This window comes from Xanthomonas sp. NCPPB 3761, from assembly GCF_041475705.2.
Classification (GTDB): domain Bacteria; phylum Pseudomonadota; class Gammaproteobacteria; order Xanthomonadales; family Xanthomonadaceae; genus Xanthomonas; species Xanthomonas phaseoli.
The window spans coordinates 4,804,492-4,818,982 of sequence record NZ_CM191262.1 but is presented as its reverse complement, the minus strand read 5'-3'; the positions used below and the strand labels follow the sequence as shown (position 1 = coordinate 4,818,982).

Annotated in this window: 11 protein-coding genes and 1 pseudogene; 7 read left to right on the top strand and 5 right to left on the bottom strand. The window is 68.8% G+C overall.

The genetic code is table 11. The annotated features are described in order from the left end of the window. Positions 1 to 2 precede the first annotated feature (2 nt). The 4 genes and pseudogenes from ACCQ00_RS20860 to ACCQ00_RS20845 form a co-directional block, all read right to left on the bottom strand. Positions 3 to 2,702 (bottom strand): annotated as a pseudogene (locus ACCQ00_RS20860) (bpX6 domain-containing protein). Beyond that, positions 2,695 to 4,542: a hypothetical protein gene (locus ACCQ00_RS20855; RefSeq protein WP_039569921.1), complete on the bottom strand. Its 1,848-nt coding sequence runs from the start codon at positions 4,540 to 4,542 to the stop codon at positions 2,695 to 2,697. The pseudogene ACCQ00_RS20860 and the gene ACCQ00_RS20855 overlap by 8 nt, the downstream one beginning before the upstream one ends. Continuing rightward, positions 4,539 to 4,952, bottom strand: a complete 414-nt coding sequence (locus tag ACCQ00_RS20850; protein ID WP_039569919.1) for a bpX5 domain-containing protein — start codon at positions 4,950 to 4,952, stop codon at positions 4,539 to 4,541. Before ACCQ00_RS20850 ends, ACCQ00_RS20855 begins: the two co-directional genes overlap by 4 nt. Continuing rightward, positions 4,949 to 6,070 carry an AAA family ATPase gene (locus tag ACCQ00_RS20845; RefSeq protein WP_039569917.1) on the bottom strand — a complete coding sequence of 374 codons (1,122 nt, stop codon included), beginning with the start codon at positions 6,068 to 6,070 and terminating at the stop codon, positions 4,949 to 4,951. Before ACCQ00_RS20845 ends, ACCQ00_RS20850 begins: the two co-directional genes overlap by 4 nt. 142 nt (positions 6,071 to 6,212) lie before the next feature. Between ACCQ00_RS20845 and ACCQ00_RS20840 the strand changes: the two genes are divergently transcribed. Genes ACCQ00_RS20840 through ACCQ00_RS20820 form a run of 5 tightly spaced genes read left to right on the top strand, consistent with a single transcriptional unit; the run spans position 6,213 to position 11,266 of the window. Further along, the gene (locus ACCQ00_RS20840) at positions 6,213 to 7,124 is read left to right on the top strand and encodes an STM4015 family protein (RefSeq protein WP_017155176.1); all 912 of its coding nucleotides are present in this window, start codon (positions 6,213 to 6,215) and stop codon (positions 7,122 to 7,124) included. A gap of 19 nt (positions 7,125 to 7,143) precedes the next feature. After that, on the top strand, positions 7,144 to 8,238 hold the full coding sequence (locus ACCQ00_RS20835; protein ID WP_372354151.1) for an STM4014 family protein: 1,095 nt from the start codon (positions 7,144 to 7,146) through the stop codon (positions 8,236 to 8,238). Beyond that, positions 8,231 to 9,049, top strand: a complete 819-nt coding sequence (locus tag ACCQ00_RS20830; protein ID WP_201417377.1) for an STM4013/SEN3800 family hydrolase — start codon at positions 8,231 to 8,233, stop codon at positions 9,047 to 9,049. The genes ACCQ00_RS20835 and ACCQ00_RS20830 overlap by 8 nt, the downstream gene beginning before the upstream one ends. Continuing rightward, positions 9,046 to 10,407, top strand: a complete 1,362-nt coding sequence (locus ACCQ00_RS20825; protein ID WP_039569912.1) for an STM4012 family radical SAM protein — start codon at positions 9,046 to 9,048, stop codon at positions 10,405 to 10,407. Before ACCQ00_RS20830 ends, ACCQ00_RS20825 begins: the two co-directional genes overlap by 4 nt. A gap of 7 nt (positions 10,408 to 10,414) precedes the next feature. Further along, complete coding sequence (locus tag ACCQ00_RS20820; RefSeq protein ID WP_039569910.1) at positions 10,415 to 11,266, top strand: STM4011 family radical SAM protein; 852 nt, start codon at positions 10,415 to 10,417, stop codon at positions 11,264 to 11,266. 163 nt (positions 11,267 to 11,429) lie between these two features. Here ACCQ00_RS20820 and ACCQ00_RS20815 read toward each other — a convergent pair whose 3' ends face one another. Continuing rightward, complete coding sequence (locus ACCQ00_RS20815) at positions 11,430 to 12,086, bottom strand: YceH family protein (protein WP_039583974.1); 657 nt, start codon at positions 12,084 to 12,086, stop codon at positions 11,430 to 11,432. A 349-nt stretch (positions 12,087 to 12,435) separates the two neighbouring features. Between ACCQ00_RS20815 and ACCQ00_RS20810 the strand changes: the two genes are divergently transcribed. Both ACCQ00_RS20810 and pyrF read left to right on the top strand, forming a co-directional pair. Continuing rightward, positions 12,436 to 13,401 carry an HAD family acid phosphatase gene (locus ACCQ00_RS20810; RefSeq protein ID WP_039569906.1) on the top strand — a complete coding sequence of 322 codons (966 nt, stop codon included), beginning with the start codon at positions 12,436 to 12,438 and terminating at the stop codon, positions 13,399 to 13,401. Continuing rightward, positions 13,398 to 14,126 carry an orotidine-5'-phosphate decarboxylase gene (pyrF, locus tag ACCQ00_RS20805; RefSeq protein ID WP_039569904.1) on the top strand — a complete coding sequence of 243 codons (729 nt, stop codon included), beginning with the start codon at positions 13,398 to 13,400 and terminating at the stop codon, positions 14,124 to 14,126. The genes ACCQ00_RS20810 and pyrF overlap by 4 nt, the downstream gene beginning before the upstream one ends. Positions 14,127 to 14,491 lie beyond the last annotated feature (365 nt).

Sequence of the window (14,491 nt, the reverse complement as noted above, 5' to 3'; positions counted from 1 at the left end):
CGCTAGCCGAGGAAGGACATGGCATGGGTCAGCGAGCGATCGGTCTGCAGATCCAGTAAACGGCCGTGCGCGTCGTGGAACAGCAGATGGCCGGACTGCTCGCGCACCTTGACCGCGATGCCCGCAGGCCAGTCCAGCGACGCAACGATGCCGCCGTCCTGGTGGCGCACCACCAGATAGCGCGAGCCATGCGGCCAATGCAGGCCAACCAGGAATCCCGCTTCAAGCGCCACCACATTTGAGCCATCCGGCGTGCCGGATGCGGCGCTGCGTTCGTGCAAACGGCGCTGACGGGCGCTGCCGGAGTGCTGGTAGTGCAGTCAAATGTCGCCATCGGGATCGGCGCGCACATCCGCTTGCTGCACGCTGCCGAGCCGATGCGCGAGCAGCGGCGTTTGCGGCTCAACGCGCAGGGACTCGCGCGCCTTGAGGCGTCGCGCAGGCAGGCTGTAGGTCCAGTCTTCCAGGTGCTCGCGGGCCTGCACGAGATACACCTCGCAATCGCTGAAGAATCCCGCCGCAATCACCGGGCCGGGCAGGTCACCGACGTGCCACAGCACGCTGTGCAGATCCTTGTCGGTATCGACGACCAGCAGCCGGTTGTCGACCACGATGCTCCAGCCGATTCCGCTGTAGCTGGGCGCGGCGTACTGCAGCGCGATCTGGCCAAGGTCGCGCACCGCATGGGTGATCAAATCCAGCCGATGGACGGTGGACACGCGCTCACGCGGTGCGATTGCCAGGGCGACCTGCCCACTGTCGGCGATGACCACACCGAATGCAGGCGCCGGGTAGCGCCGCAGCAGGCGCCCGTGCGCGTCCACCACCGCCGCACCGGCTTCGCCCAGGGCCAGCAGATAACGGCGACCCGGGAGTGCAGCCACATCGTGGATGGCCGCCAGACCGGCCTGCGGTGCCTGCAGTCGCAGGGTGGTGGCGCCGTCCCATAGTTTGGATTGGCTGGCCGTGACGTGTGGTTTGAAGGCGGGAATATCGGCGCTGAGCAGTGGGTCGTTGGCCAGTTTCAGCAGCGTGGTCAGATCGCCGACCGACAGGCTGTTGCGTGCGAGCGCATGATCGGCGGCAATCGCCGGCAGCAACTGCCGTGCCAGCTGTTGCAGCCAGCGGTTGGGGGACGCATCCACCAGCAGCGCTGCTGCCATTTCGCTGCGCGGTGCCGGATCGGCGGTGGGGTCCGCAAGCGCGGCGATGCGGTCGGCGTACTGTTCCAGCGTGTCTGGCAACAGCTGCGCGCGCTTGACCAGGGCGCGTGCGCGCAGCGTGCTGCCGGCCTGTTCCGCGGCCAACAGCCACTGCGCGGCTTGGTTGCGCGCTGTGTGCATCGGCCACACCGCGTCCACGGCGGCCAGCCAGTCGCCGGTCTGCACCAGTGCCTGGCCCCATTCCAGCCGCAGCGCGTCGGCCAGCGCGCGCTCGGTGCCGTGCAGCAGCTGGATGGCGGCGGCAAAGGCGCCATCGCGGCGCGCCACCTGCACCGCACGCGCGTGGTCGCCGGACAGCATCAGCAGCCGGATGATCATCGCCGCCGACATGTCCCAGCCCAGCGCCAGCTCCGCGGCCTGTTTGTAGCGAGCGTGCTTGACCAGATAGTCCAGCGCCTCCTGGCGCGCATTGAGCAATTCGGCCAGCACGAACACCGCACGATCGATCTGCCCCTCGCGGTCCAGGCGCGCGAAGGCGCTGCGATAGGTCGCGCGCAGATGCGCCTGCAGCTCTTCGCCCAGGCCGATGCTGGTGCCGGCGCCGCGCGTGCGTGACAGACTCAGGTCGCTGCGCCGCTGGGGCACCCCGAACGCCTGCCCCAACGACTCGCCCACGCCATCGAGCGGCAGCGCGTTGCGCAAGGCTTCGTCCAGATCGCCAGTTTCGAACTGGCGCAGCATCCGGCGCATGTAGGCGCCCTGGTGACGTCCGACCAGGCTGGCCATCCGCGAGGCAACCAGTGCGCGGGCAAGCCGCGTGCGCCACGCCGACACGGATGCTGCGTCCCGGCGTGCCGGCACGACAGCGTTGTGCCCGGTGGCTGCGGATCCCTGCGATGCCGGTGCGTGCTCGCTGTCCAGGGTGCGCTGAGCGCGCGCCAGCAGGCGTTGCCACAGCGTGTTGTTCTCAACGCCGGGGCGCTGCGTCTTCAGCGCGTGCAGAAACGCATCGCGCTCGGCGCTGGCTGGTGGGACGGCCTTGCCCAGCAGTTGCCGCAACGGTTTGCCGCGCAGCCGGTCCACCTCCAGCGGTGGCTCGCCCGGGCTGCAGTCGTAGGGCATGTGCAGCGGGTAGCCGGACACGTCGATCGCCTCGGATGGATCCAGCGCCACCGCGTGTTGCCACTGCAAGGCGATCACCTGGGCGCCATGGACCAGGCCGATATCGGCGGAGGGTAACTGCGCCGCCTCGGCGGCGGTCAGCGCGCCGGAGAACAGGCCGCCATGCACCTGGCACAGCACCAGGCCGGGCGCCTGCTCGCAAACCAGCGCACGCGGCGCAGCGAAGCACAGCACATCGCCGTCGGCAAAGCGCAGCGCCCGGCTACCGGGCTGCCAGGCGCGCACTAGCCTGGCCAGGCGTTGGTCCGGGCTGAGCCACGCTGCCGAGAACCACAGCGCCGATACCATCTGGCTGCCATGCCACAGCGGGTACCGCACGCTGGCGCCCGCGTTGTCCGTGCGTGCGGAACTACTCATGGCCGGGTTGCTCGGCCTGGCCCTGCACGACCATCAGCGGGGTCAGCCCGCCATCGCCCAGGATCCACGCCTGCCCCTGCAGGGTGACCAGTGCAACCCGCGCGCCATCGCTGGACACCGCCGCGGCGCTGATCTCGCTGGCGGCACGATGCAGTGTCCGCCGGCCGCTGGCCCCGATGGCGAGCAGCGCGCGACGATCGGCGCGCAGTACCAGCAGCAGGCTGTGCTGCGGTGCGTCCGGGTCGCCGATCAGGCCAATCGGTCTGTCGCCGGATGCCACGATCGCCTCGAATTCCTGAAAGCCATCGGCCGACCCCCCGTGCAGCACCCGGTACGCCAGCGAGCGGTCGCCACCGGCCTGACGGCTTGCCAGTTCCAGGGCAATGGCGCCACGCCATTGACCCTCCTGGGGCAGGCTGCGCAGCAACACGACCGGCGGACGCGACCCCAGCGCCAGCTGCAGGACCAGGTCCTGCTTGCCGGCGCGGTGCAGGCGTAGCAGCCGCAGTTCGCCAGCGACATAGGTGGCGTAGACCGCGTGTTCGGCATCGCTTTGCGCCAGCGCCACCAGCTGCCCGGCGATCTCGCTGCCTTGCGCAACCCGCTGCACATGGTTGGTATCGCGCGTCCACGTCATCAGCCGGCCGTGCTGGTCCCACAGCAGGAACCGCTGCGGTTTGCCGCCGCTGTTGAGCCATACGCACGGACGCAGCCGCACCTGGCCTGGGGCGGGGCAGATGCTTTGCCCGCCGGCATCGATGGAGCCGGGCATGCCATCGAGATTCCAGAACTCGGCCTGCTCCCGGACAGCGACGATGCCGCCCAGGTGCTTGTTTTGCGCCGCAAGGCACAGCGGCTGACCACCCTGCGCCCATTGGTGGTAGCGCGGCGCCGCCCGTTTGACGATGTCGGCGGGCTGTACCTTCACCATCGCGCTGCGGCAGCCGTCTGCCAGCAGCAGCGCGACATGGCTGCCGTCCGGGCTGAACAGCGGCGCATGGCGCAGCGAAAACTTGCCCCTGACCACGTGTTTCGCGGTGTCTGCCTCGGTAGGGCGTTGCATGTCGATGAAATGCCCGCGCAGCAGCTGCCTGGCGGCCATGCTCGCAGGCACCGGCAACAGGCTGCTGCGGGTGCCGTGGCGCGTCTGCAGCATCACCTGCAGATGCGCATCGGCCGCAGGCGCGATGCCGGCCTGGTGGTGGAACGGTGCCGCTTGCACCGGCTGCGCGCCGATCCACCAGCACTCGCTGGTGGTGGGCGTCGCGCTTGCCAACTGCGTGGCCCAGGCCTGCGCATGCTGCAGGCCGGTCGCCTCGAAGGTGCGGCCCTGCAGCAGCTGTTGCAGCCGGGCGGGGCTGTCGGCGTCGTGCAGGTCGCCGGGCAGATGCGCCAGGCCCCAGACAAAGCGCGCATTGGCGGACTGCGCACGGCGTGCCAGCAGGATCCACAACGCAATCTGCGCCAGACGCGGCGCCCCCCACTGCGCCGGACCGGCATCGAAGATCGCCACCAGACGGGCATCGCGCGTGCGCGCCTGCATGCGGGGCACCAGGAACAGGTGTTCGGCGTGTGCGGCACGGCGCAGGAATTCCTCCGGCAATGCGTCGGCCAGTGCCCACTCGCTCAGCAGCAGATGCGTGTAGCTGCCGCGTCGGCGCAGGTCGTCGATGCCGTCAGGCTCGGCGTCTCCGTCGGCGCGGCGCAGGCTGTCGCGGCCGAGCAAGGGGTCAAGACGCAGCAGCCAGGTGCCGAGCTGGGAGGCGATTTCCGGGTCGAACCAGTCCAGCCACAGCCGCCAGGCCTGTAGCGGGGCGGGTAGCTGCAGCGCGGCACTCACGCGGCCTCCCAGTGCTGACGGATCTGCGCCACGACCTCGGGACGCGCCGGCAGCAACCGATGCAGTGGCAGCACCAGCGCAGGTGAGCGCAGCAGCAACAACGGCTGCAGCCCGTACTGGCGGCGCAGCGCACGCTCCAGCAGTTCCAGCGCAAGGTCGGGGCGTTCGGCGGTGGGCAACCACAGGCCGGCGGCGTCCGCGCGCGGTGCCACGTATTGCACGCCGTTGGCCCAGGGCAGCTGCGTTGCAGGGCCGGTCAGCAGCACGGCGTGCGCCGTGGCGCTCACCAGCAAGCCCGCGCCGTCGGGCACGCGCTCCCATGCCGCCAGCAACGCGCGTGCGGCATCGCCCACGCCGATCACCCCCTGCGGGGCGACCGGCACCGGCTCGTCCTGCCACGACCAGTTCACGCGCCGCTGCCGATCTGCTCGATCAGGCGCGTGCGTTCGTGGGCCAGCTCGGCCGGCAGCGAGGCGGCGGTGAAGTTGGCATCGATCTCGCGCAGCAAGGCTTCGGCCATGGTGCGCAGGGCCGGAGTGTGCGGATCCTGCAGACAGCACTGGGCGGCCTCGACCAGCCGCGCAGTGCGCGAGAGCGGTTGCAGGGCGGCCTGTTCGACGGCCGCGCGCAATGTGGGATTGTCAGCAGCGGCCAGGGTGCCGCGCAGCAGGTCCTGTGCGCTGGTTTGCTGCTCGCGTGTCGGCAGCACATAGAACAGCGGCCACAGATCGGCCTCGCTGGCCTGGGTGCGTCCGGCCAGCACGCAGGCGGCGGCGATCAGCCGCTGGGTCTTGACCAGGCGGCGGTCCGAGAGCTGCATGCCGGCGCCGCGCAATGTCCGGATCGCCGCGGCCAGCGCCGTGCGTGCGCCATCCATGTCCACCATGCGTGCCTGCGCGCACAACAGGTCCAGGTCGGCCAGCCCGGCGGTGTGTTGCAGCGGTGCGCGCTCGGCCTGCCAGCCGCCGGCGAGCAAGGCCTCCAGCTGGTGATCGGCCACCGGGTCGACGAACAGATGCAGCAGGAAGCGGTCGCTGAAGGCCGCCAGCGCATCGTCTTCCGGCAGCGCGTTGGCCGCGCCCACGCACAGCCGCAACGGGCAGTGCAGGTCGGTCTGGCCACGCCGGAAGCGGCGCTCGTTGAGTAGGCCCAGCAAGGTATTGAGGATGGCGGTGGAGCCCAGGAAGACTTCGTCGAGGAAGGCGATCTCCGCTTCCGGCAACATCCCGGTCACATCGATCTGCACGCTGCCCTCGCGCAACTTGCGCAGGTCCACCGGGCCGAACAGCTCGGCCGGTTCGGTGAAGCGGCCCAGCAGATATTCGAAATAACGTCCGCCCAGTGCGGCAGCGACGCGCCGCACCACCGCACTCTTGGCGGTGCCCGGCGGGCCGATGATCAGCAGATGCTCCTGGGCCACCGCTGCCAGCACGATCAGTTCGGCCAATTGATCGCGTTCGATCAACCCGCTGGTGGCGGAGTGGACGGTGGCGCGAACACGCGCGGCGGCATCAGACGAGGCTTGCATGCGGTCGATCCTTCGAGAGAACGCGCGACCGGCCGCTGCGCGGACGATCGGTGGTGGACAATGGAACGGGCAGCCCCGCTTAACGAGGCTGCCATGGATGTGCGGGTATCCTGCCCGCTCACCGAGCCAGGGAGGCAATGCAATGACGATTGGTCAGTATTCGGAATTCTACCGTGGCAAGCGGGTGGTGGACTTCAGCGTCGATCAGCCGGCCAGCGGCGGCGATGTGGTGTACCGGCTGCGGCAGGAGTACGAAGGCGAGGACACCCAGGCGGCGCTGCTCGACAGCCTGCTGGCGCAGGTCGATCCGGCCAGCATCCAGGCGTTGATCATCGGCTCGTGGCGCGAATCGCATGATGAAGGCCCCAGCGGCTATCTGCAGCGGTTGATCGAACGCCGCGACGAATTGCCTGCGCTGCGCGCGCTGTTCGTCGGCGACATGACCTACGAAGACTGCGAGATCTCCTGGATCATCCAGACCGACTACACCCCGCTGCTGGCGGCGTTTCCGGCGTTGGAATCACTGCGCATCCGCGGCTCCTCGCAATTGAAGCTGACGCCGTTTGCGCATGCGCAGCTGCAGGAACTGGCGATCGAATGCGGCGGCCTGCCATCGGCGATCGTGCAGGCGATCGCCGCCTCCACGCTGCCGGCCCTGCAGCACCTGGAGCTGTGGCTGGGCGTGGAGGACTACGGCTTCGATGGCGACCTGGGTACCTACCAGCGGTTGCTGGCGGCGATCGGCCCCGAACGGCTGCGCTATCTGGGCCTGCGCAACGCCGCCAACACCGATGAACTGGCGACCTGGCTGGCGGCGCAACCGTGGCTGGGGTCGCTGGAGGTGCTGGATCTGTCGCTGGGCACGATCGGCGACGTCGGCGCGCGCGCGCTGTGCGAGAGCACGCATCTGGGCCAGCTGCAACGGATCGATCTGAGCCATCACTACATCTCTGCCGAGTGGCAGGCCCGGCTGGCAGCGTTGCCGGTGACGGTGATCCTGGAGGATCCCGAAGAGGAAGACGAGGACGAGCGCTACGTCGCCGTCTCCGAATGAGGTGAGCATGCCTTGGGTCGTGGTGGGGCCGCGGGACAGCCGCAGGATCGCGGCCCTGCAGCAGGCATTGCAGGCGCAGGGGCATCCTGCGGCGGTGGTGTTCGACTATCTGCAGCTGCTGCAGGACTGGCTGGCACGCCACCCGGCCGCGCGGGTCAAGCTCGAATCGCCCGGGGAGGTGCCTGAGGTGCATCAGGCGCTGGTGCTGCGCGGCTGGCGTCGGCTGGGAGCGCAGGGCGCGGCACCGGCACCGCTGGCGCATGGCGAGCTGGCCCATCAGCAGCTGTGGTATGCCGGGTTTGCGGACCTGCTTGCGTCGCTGCCGGCCGCGCAGTATCTGAACCCGCCGGCCGGCCTGCTGGCGATGACGGACAAACTCGCCTGCCAGCAGCGCCTGGCTGCCGCAGGCGTGGCTGTGCCTACGCTGCTGGGCAGCGTGAGCAGCTATGCCGAGATGCGCGTCTGCCTGCAGGCCAGCGGCTGCAGCCAGGCGTTTCTCAAGCCGCGCTATGGATCGTCCGGCGCCAGCGTGCTGGCGTATCGCTGGCACCGCGACGGGCGCGAGATCGCCAGCGGCTCGGCCGAGCTGGTCGTGGAGCAGGGCCGCGTGCGCGTGTTCAATGCATTGCGCCAGCGCCGCTACACCCAACGCACCGAGATCGCGCCGCTGGTGGATGCGATCGCCGCGCAGGGCGCCTATCTGGAGCGGTGGATTCCCAAGCCGCGCGCGCCCGGCTTGCCGGGCCATCACTACGACCTGCGGGTCGTCGCGCTGGATGGCGTGGCGCGGCAACGCGTGGCACGCGCCAGCCGCGGCGCGCTGACCAATCTGCATCTGGGCAATACGCGTCTGCCAGCGCAGGCGTGGCAGGGCGCGGACGTGGACGCGCTGGTGTCGGCCACGGTGGCGCAGGCCGCGCGCGTGTTTGCCGACTGCCGCATGATCGGCTTCGACCTGATCCAGCGCGACGGGCGCTGCCACGTGCTGGAAGCCAATGGGTTCGGTGACCTGCTGCCGGAGCTGCGCTGGCAGGGGCGAACGACCTACGAAGATCAGGCGGCACTCGGCACGGTTGCTGCCCATGCCGGCGACGGGCGACGACGGCATGGCTGAGCAATTGCCGGACATGCACGCCATCGTCGGTGCGCGCGACATCGTGCTGATCACCCTGGATACGCTGCGCTACGACGCCGCGCAGCGCTGCTTTGCGCGCGGCGAACTGCCGGTGCTGGCGCCGTATCTGCCGGCCGATGGCTGGGAACGGCGGCATACCCCGGGCAGCTTCACCTACGCCGCCCACATGGCCTTCTTCGCCGGCTTCCTGCCCACGCCTGCCCGCCAGGGCCCGCATCCGCGCCTGTTCGCGCTGGCCTTCGATGGCAGCGAGACCATCGTGGCGCAGACCCAGGTGTTTGCCGACAGCGGCGACATCATCGATGGCCTGGCGCGGTGCGGCTATCGCACGCTGTGCATCGGCGGCACCGGATTTTTCAACAAGCGCAACGCACTCGGTCGGCAGTTGCCCGGCCTGTTCCAGGAGAGCCACTGGACGCCGGACTTCGGCGTGACCGCGATCGACTCCACCGAGCATCAAGTGGCATTGGCCTGCGCGCGCCTGGGCGACCCGGCGTTGCGCGACACGCGCTGCTTTTTGTTCATCAACGTCTCGGCGCTGCACCAGCCCAATCGGCATTACGTGCCCGGCGCCGTCAACGACGACTTCGACAGCCACTGCGCCGCATTGCGCTATGTCGATGCCGCACTGGCGCCGCTGTTTACCGCCTTGCGCGCGCGCGGCGGTGCGTTTGCCATCGTCTGTTCCGATCACGGCACCGCCTACGGCGAGGATGGTTACCATGGCCATCGTCTGGCCCACGAGGTGGTGATGACCGTGCCTTATGCCCATTTCCTGGTCACCCCATGAGCTTGCCGTCGTTGGCCGATCTGCTGCGCTTGCCGCCGTATCAGGCGTATTCGTATTCGTACCCGCATAAAACCAGTTATCGGCCGTTGCAGCCGGCGGTGCCGTTGTCGCAGGTGTGGGCCGACGAGCGCCGGCAGGCGCTGTTCCTGTATCTGCACATCCCGTTCTGTTCCTATCGTTGCGGGTTCTGCAATCTGTTTGCGCTGGCACGGCCAGCGCCGGCGCAGGTGGAGGCGTATCTGGCGCAGATGGAGCAGCAATTGCGCGCCACCGTGCAGGCGCTGGGCGCGCACCGTTTCGTGCGCTTTGCCATGGGCGGCGGCACGCCAAGCTATCTGGATGCGGGGCAGTTGCAGCGGGTGTTCGACATGGTGGCGCGTCACGCGACGATCGCGATGGATACCATCCCGGCCGGGATCGAGGTCTCGCCGGAAACCGTCGATGCCGAGAAGCTGCAGGTGTTGCGGCAGGCCGGGATCGACCGCGTCAGCATGGGCATCCAGAGTTTCAGTGCCGCCGAGGTGAGCGCGCTGGTGCGGCCGCAGCAGCGCGAGACGGTGGAACGTGCGATCGACATCATTCGCGCCCACGACATCCCGACGCTGAACCTGGATCTGATCTACGGCATCGCCGGGCAGACCGTGGAAAGCTTCCTGGCCTCGATCGACAGCGCCTTGGCCTTCGCGCCGGAAGAGCTGTACCTGTACCCGCTGTACGTGCGGCCAATGACCGGGTTGGGCCGGATCGAGGCCAAGGCCGGCGGGCGACGCAGCTTCGTGCTGCAGCCCGAACCACTGGACGAACGCCTGGCGTTGTACCGGGCCGGGCGCGACCGGCTGCTGGCAGCCGGCTACACCCAGATCTCGATGCGCATGTTCCGCGCCCCGCATGCACCCGATGGCGACGCGCCTGTGTACTGCTGCCAGAGCGATGGCATGGTCGGCATCGGCTGCGGTGCGCGCTCGTATACCGCCGGGCTGCATTACTCCAGCGAATACGGGGTGAGCCGGCGCTCGGTGGCGGATATACTCGAACACTATCTGCAGCGCGACCCGGCCAGCTTTGCACGCGCCGACTACGGCATTGCGCTGGACGCCGACGATGCGCGGCGGCGGCATGCGATCCAGTCGCTGCTGGTGGTGCCAGGGCTGGATCGCGATGACTTCCGCCAGCGTTTCGGCATGGACTGCCTGGATGCCTTGCCGCAGCTGCAGGAGTTGCTGGCGCTGGGGCTGGCGCAGTGGCAGGGCAGCCTGCTGTCGCTCACCGCCGCCGGCATGGAGCGCGCCGATACCGTTGGCCCGTGGCTGACCTCGGCGCCGATCGTCGAGCGCATGCAGCAGTACCAGGTCGGGTAGGCGGCCGATGCATCTGTCGTTGCTCTATCGCGGCCGGCTCAGCAGCTGCAATTACAGCTGCGATTACTGCCCGTTCGCCAAGACCTACGACAGCGCCGCCGCACTGCGTCGCGACGCGCAGGAGTTGGCGCGGTTCGTCGCCTGGGCGCAGGCGCAGACGCGGCCGTTGTCGATCCTGTTCACGCCCTGGGGCGAAGGCCTGGTGCGGCGGCATTACCGCGAGGCGATGGTGCAGCTGAGCCAGCTGCCGCAGCTGCGCCGCGTGGCGATCCAGACCAATCTATGCGTTGGCCTGCGCTGGCTCGACGCGGCCAATCTCGACCGCCTGGCATTATGGTGCACCTACCACCCCAGCCAGGTGACGCGCGCGGCCTTCCTGAAACGCTGTCAGGCGTTGCGCGAACGCGGCGTGCGGCACAGCGTGGGCATGGTAGCCGCGCACGCGCACATGGACGAGATCGAGGCGCTACGCGCAGCTTTGCCCGACACCACGCCGATGTGGCTCAACGCTTTCGATCCGCGGCCACCCGACTACTACACGCCCGAGCAGGTGCAGCGCTTGAGCCGGATCGATCCGCACTTCGGCTACAACCTCACTCCGCCACCTAGCTTCGGTGCGCCCTGCCTGACCGGTGAATCGGTGCTGTCGGTGGATGGCGACGGCACCGTGCGGCGCTGTCATTTCGTCGATGCGCCGCTGGGCAATCTGTACGACGGCAGTTTCGCGGCGCAGTTGCGTACCCGCAGCTGCCCCAACACGCGGTGCGACTGCTTCATCGGCTACGTGCATCGGCCTGACCTGCCGTTCCAGGCCGACTACGCGGGCGGCGTGCTGGAACGGGTGCCGGCGACGGCGTGATCCGGCCAGTACCGACCGCCGAGGCACCCCGACGTGGCTCACAGCCTGGCAGGCGGTGAGCCAAGGACCTGCGCACAGTCACCGCAGTACGCGCGTGGTCGGTGCTGCAGCAGGCATCGGTCGCGCGCGGTTGGCGGCTGCGCAGGCCGCTCGCTCCTCGCGCTTACTCGCCCACGCGGGCGCGCAGTTCGCTGACTTGCTCGCGCAGTTCCTGCAGCTGCTCTTCCAGGCTCTGCACCCGCGCTTCCAGGGCAGCGGTGTCGGCGCCGCGCGGCGCGCTCTCGCGCGTTGCAGCTGCGGCCTGCAGCGCGTCGAGATCCAGCGCGCCGCTGAGCAGATGCATGTAACGATCTTCGCGCTGACCGCTGGCACGCGGCAATTGCACCGCCAGGCCACGCTGGATCAGCCGCTCCAGGTGATGGCGCACATCCTCGGCATCGTTGAAACGCGCCAGCCGTTCGCTACGTGCGTACAGCTCACCTAGCGTCTGCGGGCCGCGCAACAGCAGCAGGCCGATCAGTGCGACTTGCTGGCGGGTCAGGTCCAGCACGCTGCCAAGGCGGTGTTCGTAACGCTCGGCACGCGAAGAAAACTGCTGGCGCACCAGGCCCAGCGTTTCCAGCTGGCGCAACGCGTGATGCACCACGCCGGTTTGCAGACTCAGCACCGGCTCGCGCGCGGTCTTCTGGTTGGCGGCTACCTGCGCGGCGTTGACGGTGAGCGGGTAGGCGTCCGGGGTGGTGGCCTCTTTTTCGATCAGGCAGCCAAGCACGCGGGCCTGGGCGGTATCGAGCACGGGGATGGACGATGTCTCTGTCATGCGGCAGCTCCTGGGCAATCAGCAGGGAAGGATATGCCGATCCCGTGCCTGGCGGTCTGCGCGTCGTTCGCCGTGCAACGCCGCGCTCGGGCCGTGTGGTGATGGTGTTGCGGCCATCCCCCGCTGCGTGTGTCCCGGCGTCATCGACCAGCGTGTTGCTGGCCGGAGGGCGCCAGGTCCGCGTGCCCCGCAGCGGGCGAGCCCACCGTGCAGGCAGTGGAGCGATGTCGCATGCCGCAAGCCCCGCAACGTGCCAGGTCGGCCGGCGCGCGCGTCGGCGGCGAAAACGGGCAGGGCAGCACCACGCGAACCCGCTAAAATCGCGGGCTTCATTGCCGCTCCTGTTCTGGTGGATGCCATGCGCCCCTCGCTTTACGCACCGTTATCCCTGCTCGCCTGCACCGCGCTGGCCTTGAGCGCCTGCAAGCCCGGCCAAGAGGAGACGGGCCAGCGTGCGCAAGCCGCTGCCGTGTCCGCCAACGCGGCAGCCAGTGCCGCTTCGGCGAAACAGGCCTCCCCGGCCGCTGCTGCAGCCATCCCTGCCGGCGACGACAACCTCAACGCGGTGCTGTGGATGCAGCGCTCGGAGGAATACCGCGCCGTGGCCGAGCAGACCTACCGCGCCGCTGCCGACAAGCTGGATGCCGCGCTCAAGCAGCCCAACTGGGACGCGCTGGTGCCGGAAGAGCGCGGCAACGCCGCCACCGGCCTGAAGCCGGCGGTGGTGCTGGATGTGGACGAGACCGTGCTGGACAACTCGCCCTATCAGGCGCGCCTGCTGCGCGATGGCAAGGAATACGACGAGCTGAGCTGGGACCAGTGGGTGGCCGAGAAGAAGGCCACCGCCATCCCCGGCGTGGTGGATTTCGCCAAGGCCGCCAGTGCCCGCGGCATCACCCTGATCTACATTTCCAACCGCGCGGTGCACCTGAAGGACGCCACCTTGGCCAATCTGCGCAGCGTGGGCCTGCCGGTGGCCGACGACAGCGTCTTTCTCGGCCTGGGCACGGTGGTGCCCGGCTGCGAGCAGAACGGCAGCGAAAAGAACTGCCGCCGCCAGCTGGCCGGACAGAAGTACCGCGTGCTGATGCAGTTCGGCGACCAGTTGGGCGACTTCGTGCAGGTCACCGCCAACACCGGCCAGGCGCGTGGCGCGTTGTTGCAGCAATACCACGACTGGTTCGGCGAACGCTGGTGGATGCTGCCCAACCCCAGCTACGGCGGCTGGGAGCCGGCGCAGTTCAATAACGACTATGCGCAGCCCTGGCAAAAGCGCCACGACGCCAAGCGCGCTGCGCTGGAGGTGGCCCGATGAGCCGCGCGCGCTTGCCGCTGGCCGCGCATGAGCGGCTGATCTTCGCGCTGGATGTGCCCAGCCACGACGAGGCGATCGCCTGGGTGGACCGGCTCGGCGATTCGGCGTCCTTTTACAAGATCGGCATGGAGTTGCTGGCATCGGGCGAGTACTTCCACGTGCTCGATGCGCTGGCCAAGCGCGAAAAGCGTGTGTTCGTGGACCTCAAGTTCTTCGACATTCCCGCCACCGTGGCCGGCACGATTCGCCGCCTGGCGCAGTGGCCGGTGAGCTATTGCACCGTGCACGGCTGGCACGCCGGCATGCTGCAGGCGGCCGCCGACGCCAACCATGGCGACATGCGCCTGCTGGCGGTCACCGTGCTGACTTCGATGGGCCGCCCAGACCTGGCGGCAATGGGCATCGACCGCGAACCGGTGGACGTGGTGGTGGAGCGCGCGCTGGCCGCACAGGCCGCCGGGATCGATGGCGTGATCGCTTCCGGCCAGGAAGCCGGCCCGATCCGCCGTGCCACCGGTCCGGACTTTTCGATCGTCTGCCCCGGTATCCGCCCCGGCGGCCCGGTCGGCGACGACCAGCAGCGCACGGTCGGCGTGGCGCAGGCCTTTACCGACGGCGCCGATGCGATTGTCGTCGGCCGCCCGATCCGCCTGGCTGCCGACCCCGCAGCCGCTGCCACCGCCATCCAGGACGAGATCCGTGCGGCACTGGTGCAAGCAGGTTGATCGAGCAGCAACAGCTGCAAGATATCAAGCAGTTCAATAACTTAGGCGATCATAATTAAAGCATTGCTTTAACGTGAAAGTCTCGTTAACATGCCGGCGTCCGATGTCAGTCGGAAGCTGTGTCACTCATTGTCCACCGGGCACGTCCCGGTTTTCGAAGGGATCGGGCCTTGTGCCCGGTCCTTTTTTTTGGCCGGCACGTCGTGCCTGCCGCGGTAGCCGGCGGCGGATAGCGTGTTACCCGCTGCACCAGGCGTCTGCATCGCCTGGACGCCCAAGCGGAGTGCGCCGGTAGTGCATGCTTGGATCCATGCATCCGGACCGGCCAAGCGCAACTGCCACCACCTTGGAGCATCAGCTCAAGC